This window comes from Georgenia daeguensis, from assembly GCF_039537705.1.
In the GTDB taxonomy this organism is placed as follows: Bacteria; Actinomycetota; Actinomycetes; order Actinomycetales; family Actinomycetaceae; genus Georgenia; species Georgenia daeguensis.
In genome coordinates this window covers 1-5,525 of sequence record NZ_BAABBA010000051.1, presented here as the reverse complement: position 1 = coordinate 5,525, position 5,525 = coordinate 1, and the positions used below count along the sequence as shown (strand labels likewise).

The window sequence follows — 5,525 nt, the reverse complement described above, 5'->3', positions numbered from 1 at the left end:
AATGGGTGTTCGGCGGTGTCCTACTCTCCCACACAGTCTCCCGTGCAGTACCATCGGCGCTGAGGGGCTTAGCTTCCGGGTTCGGAATGGGACCGGGCGTTTCCCCCTCGCTATGACCGCCGTAACTCTATGGAGATATCCGGCCGACCAGCCCCGGCCTGGTGTCAGGCGGGGTGGTCTCGGGGCGTATCCCGGGAACCGCACAGTGGACGCGAAACAATTCTTTGACGTAAAAGTGTTGTGGTAAGTTGTCGGCCAATTAGTACCGGTCAGCTCCACGCGTTGCCGCGCTTCCACGTCCGGCCTATCAACCCAGTGGTCTGCTGGGGGCCTTCCCACCTCGAGGGTGGTGGAAACCTCATCTTGAAGCAGGCTTCCCGCTTAGATGCTTTCAGCGGTTATCCCTTCCGAACGTAGCCAACCAGCCATGCTCCTGGCGGAACAACTGGCACACCAGAGGTTCGTCCGTCCCGGTCCTCTCGTACTAGGGACAGCCCTTCTCAAGTTTCCTGCGCGCGCAGCGGATAGGGACCGAACTGTCTCACGACGTTCTAAACCCAGCTCGCGTACCGCTTTAATGGGCGAACAGCCCAACCCTTGGGACCTACTCCAGCCCCAGGATGCGACGAGCCGACATCGAGGTGCCAAACCATGCCGTCGATATGGACTCTTGGGCAAGATCAGCCTGTTATCCCCGGGGTACCTTTTATCCGTTGAGCGACGGCGCTTCCACAAGCCACCGCCGGATCACTAGTTCCGACTTTCGTCCCTGCTCGACCTGTCAGTCTCGCAGTCAAGCTCCCTTGTGCACTTGCACTCGACACCTGATTGCCAACCAGGCTGAGGGAACCTTTGAGCGCCTCCGTTACATTTTAGGAGGCAACCGCCCCAGTTAAACTACCCACCAGGCACTGTCCCTGGTCCGGATCACGGACCGAGGTTAGATGTGCAGTACGACCAGAGTGGTATTTCAACGATGACTCCACACTCACTGGCGTGAATGCTTCACAGTCTCCCACCTATCCTACACAAGCCGTACCGAACACCAATACCAAGCTATAGTAAAGGTCCCGGGGTCTTTCCGTCCTGCTGCGCGTAACGAGCATCTTTACTCGTAGTGCAATTTCGCCGAGTTCGCGGTTGAGACAGTGGAGAAGTCGTTACGCCATTCGTGCAGGTCGGAACTTACCCGACAAGGAATTTCGCTACCTTAGGATGGTTATAGTTACCACCGCCGTTTACTGGGGCTTAAATTCTGAGCTTCGCCTTGCGGCTGACCCGTCCTCTTAACCTTCCAGCACCGGGCAGGCGTCAGTCCGTATACATCGTCTTGCGACTTCGCACGGACCTGTGTTTTTAGTAAACAGTCGCTTCTCCCTGGTCTCTGCGGCCCGGAAGGGCTAGCCAGCTAGTGGCCTCACCCCCCAGGCCCCCCTTCTCCCGAAGTTACGGGGGCATTTTGCCGAGTTCCTTAACCACGATTCTCTCGATCGCCTTGGTATTCTCTACCTGACCACCTGAGTCGGTTTAGGGTACGGGCGGCTAGTCCCTCGCGTCGAGGCTTTTCTTGGCAGCATAGGATCACCCTGCTTCCCCCGTACGGGGTCACTGTCGGACCTGAGGCTTGTGTGGGGTGCGGATTTGCCTGCACCCCGCCCTGCATCCTTAGACGTGCATTGCCATTAAGCACGCGGTGGCTACCTGTCTGCGTCACCCCTGTTAACACGCTTACCTACTACCGGATCGGGTCCCACGCGCGGGCCGCCGGTGCCTCCCGAAGGAGACGGTGGCGACCGTTGGGTGGTTAGCATCACCGGGCTCGGTATGGTCGGTCCTTCGCCGGTACGGGAATATCAACCCGTTGTCCATCGACTACGCCTGTCGGCCTCGCCTTAGGTCCCGACTTACCCAGGGCGGATTAACCTGGCCCTGGAACCCTTGGTCATTCGGCGGACGGGTTTCTCACCCGTCATTCGCTACTCATGCCTGCATTCTCACTCGTGTGGGATCCACCACTGGGTCACCCCGCAGCTTCACCTCCCACACGACGCTCCCCTACCCATCCACGCCCCTGAACACCCCTCAAAGGGGGCGCTGGGGTCATGCGCGGATGCCACGGCTTCGGCGGTGTGCTTGAGCCCCGCTAAATTGTCGGCGCAGAATCACTTGACCAGTGAGCTATTACGCACTCTTTCAAGGGTGGCTGCTTCTAAGCCAACCTCCTGGTTGTCTGTGCAACTCCACATCCTTTCCCACTTAGCACACGCTTGGGGGCCTTAGCCGGTGGTCTGGGCTGTTTCCCTCTCGACCACGAACCTTATCGCCCGCAGTCTCACTGCCATGCTCTCACTTACCGGCATTCGGAGTTTGGTTGACGTCAGTAACCTTGTAGGGCCCATCGGCCATCCAGTAGCTCTACCTCCGGCAAGAAACACATGACGCTGCACCTAAATGCATTTCGGGGAGAACCAGCTATCACGGAGTTTGATTGGCCTTTCACCCCTACCCACAGGTCATCCCCTCAGTTTTCAACCTAAGTGGGTTCGGTCCTCCACACGCTCTTACACGTGCTTCAACCTGCCCATGGGTAGATCACTCCGCTTCGGGTCTAGAGCACGCGACTCAATCGCCCTGTTCGGACTCGCTTTCGCTACGGCTTCCCCACCCGGGTTAACCTCGCCACATGCCACTAACTCGCAGGCTCATTCTTCAAAAGGCACGCCGTCACCCCAGCTATGGAGGCTCCGACGGATTGTAAGCATCCGGTTTCAGGTACTATTTCACTCCCCTCCCGGGGTACTTTTCACCTTTCCCTCACGGTACTAGTCCGCTATCGGTCACCAGGTAGTATTTAGGCTTACCAAGTGGTCTTGGCAGATTCACACGGGATTTCACGGGCCCCGTGCTACTCGGGATACCTGCAAGGAGGTCACGACGTTTCGTCTACGGGGGTCTCACCCACTCTGCCCGGCCTTCCCAGACCGTTCGACTACACCGCGACTTTCTCACTCCCCACCAGACCGGCAGATCTGGCAAGCAGGTCCCACGACCCCGAGGGTGCAACGCCCGCCGGCTATCACACACCCCCGGTTTAGCCTCATCCGCTTTCGCTCGCCACTACTCACGGAATATCTCTTCCTGTGGGTACTGAGATGTTTCACTTCCCCACGTTCCCCCCACACGCCCTATATATTCAGGCGCGGGTAACCAGACATGACTCTGGCCGGGTTTCCCCATTCGGACACCCTCGGATCACAGCTCGTTTGCCAGCTCCCCGAGGCTTATCGCAGGCTACAACGTCCTTCATCGGCTCCTGGTGCCAAGGCATCCACCGAATGCTCTTAAAAACTTGACCACAAAAGATCAAAGATGCTCGCGTCCACTGTACAGTTCTCAAGCTACGCACCGACACCCCCCACCCCCCACCCCGCACAGGGACAGATCGGGAAGGCACGGCCACCAGAGCAGAACAACACCCGACCCCACCCGACCCCGAAAAGGGGCCCCGCGGCGCCGAGGGCCTGTTCCCTCAGGACCCAACAGCATGCACAAGTCCTTGACGTTCCACCCGTGAGCGAACCACCCCGGACACGTTCGGCCCGGGCGCGGCCACCAGGCGCCACCATCACCCTCACGAAGGAGGAGCGGCACCGAATGAGCTCCTTAGAAAGGAGGTGATCCAGCCGCACCTTCCGGTACGGCTACCTTGTTACGACTTCGTCCCAATCGCCAGTCCCACCTTCGACGGCTCCCCCCACAAGGGTTGGGCCACCGGCTTCGGGTGTTACCGACTTTCGTGACGTGACGGGCGGTGTGTACAAGGCCCGAGAACGTATTCACCGCAGCGTTGCTGATCTGCGATTACTAGCGACTCCGACTTCATGGGGTCGAGTTGCAGACCCCAATCCGAACTGAGACCGGCTTTTTGGGATTCGCTCCACCTTACGGCATCGCAGCCCTTTGTACCGGCCATTGTAGCATGCGTGAAGCCCAAGACATAAGGGGCATGATGATTTGACGTCGTCCCCACCTTCCTCCGAGTTGACCCCGGCAGTCTCCCATGAGTCCCCGGCATAACCCGCTGGCAACACAGGACAAGGGTTGCGCTCGTTGCGGGACTTAACCCAACATCTCACGACACGAGCTGACGACAACCATGCACCACCTGTACACCGACCTTGCGGGGCGCCCATCTCTGGACGTTTCCGGTGTATGTCAAGCCTTGGTAAGGTTCTTCGCGTTGCATCGAATTAATCCGCATGCTCCGCCGCTTGTGCGGGCCCCCGTCAATTCCTTTGAGTTTTAGCCTTGCGGCCGTACTCCCCAGGCGGGGCACTTAATGCGTTAGCTGCGGCACGGAACCCGTGGAATGGGTCCCACACCTAGTGCCCAACGTTTACGGCATGGACTACCAGGGTATCTAATCCTGTTCGCTCCCCATGCTTTCGCTCCTCAGCGTCAGTAACGGCCCAGAGACCCGCCTTCGCCACCGGTGTTCCTCCTGATATCTGCGCATTCCACCGCTACACCAGGAATTCCAGTCTCCCCTACCGCACTCTAGTCTGCCCGTACCCACTGCAGGCGCGAGGTTGAGCCTCGCGTTTTCACAGCAGACGCGACAAACCGCCTACGAGCTCTTTACGCCCAATAATTCCGGACAACGCTTGCGCCCTACGTATTACCGCGGCTGCTGGCACGTAGTTAGCCGGCGCTTCTTCTGCAGGTACCGTCAACCCGAAGGCCTTCTCCCCTGCTGAAAGAGGTTTACAACCCGAAGGCCGTCATCCCTCACGCGGCGTCGCTGCATCAGGCTTGCGCCCATTGTGCAATATTCCCCACTGCTGCCTCCCGTAGGAGTCTGGGCCGTGTCTCAGTCCCAGTGTGGCCGGTCACCCTCTCAGGCCGGCTACCCGTCGTCGCCTTGGTAGGCCATCACCCCACCAACAAGCTGATAGGCCGCGAGCCCATCCCCAACCGACACAGTCTTTCCACACCCCACCATGCGGCAGGGCGTCATATCCGGTATTAGCCACGATTTCCCGAGGTTATCCCGAAGTCAGGGGCAGGTTGCTCACGTGTTACTCACCCGTTCGCCACTAATCAGACCCAGCAAGCTGGGCCCTCATCGTTCGACTTGCATGTGTTAAGCACGCCGCCAGCGTTCGTCCTGAGCCAGGATCAAACTCTCCGTGAAAAACAAACGCCGCACCAACCCCACAAGGGCCGGCCCGACAATCCATAACGGAGAACCCCCACCCACCCCCAGAAGGAGCAGACAGGAGCCAATCCAGGCATCACACCCGACCCCGACGAGGCAGGACCAGGCGCGTATACCAAAACAAAACAAACAACCCCAGGCACCACCACCAGACCAGCCAAGACGACCAGCCCAAGAAGCGACACCCAGAATCAAATGGCATCAAAAACTTGGCACACTGTTGAGTTCTCAAAGAACAGACACACACCAGCAAGACCCGGGAAACCCACTCCCGAACCCCCACCGGGGCAACCTCTCTAACTTAACC

Annotated in this window: 3 rRNA genes; all 3 read right to left on the bottom strand. The window is 58.9% G+C overall.

Annotated features, from left to right (window positions below):
* Nucleotides 1-7 precede the first annotated feature (7 nt).
* The 3 genes from rrf to ABD774_RS21090 all read right to left on the bottom strand — a co-directional run bounded on the left by rrf (nucleotide 8) and on the right by ABD774_RS21090 (nucleotide 5,194).
* Nucleotides 8-124 (bottom strand): 5S ribosomal RNA (gene rrf / locus ABD774_RS21100).
* A gap of 116 nt (nucleotides 125-240) precedes the next feature.
* Nucleotides 241-3,355: ribosomal RNA gene (locus tag ABD774_RS21095) — 23S ribosomal RNA — on the bottom strand.
* Nucleotides 3,356-3,667: 312 nt separating this feature from the next.
* Nucleotides 3,668-5,194: ribosomal RNA gene (locus ABD774_RS21090) — 16S ribosomal RNA — on the bottom strand.
* Together the 16S, 23S and 5S rRNA genes form the textbook arrangement of a ribosomal RNA operon.
* Nucleotides 5,195-5,525 lie beyond the last annotated feature (331 nt).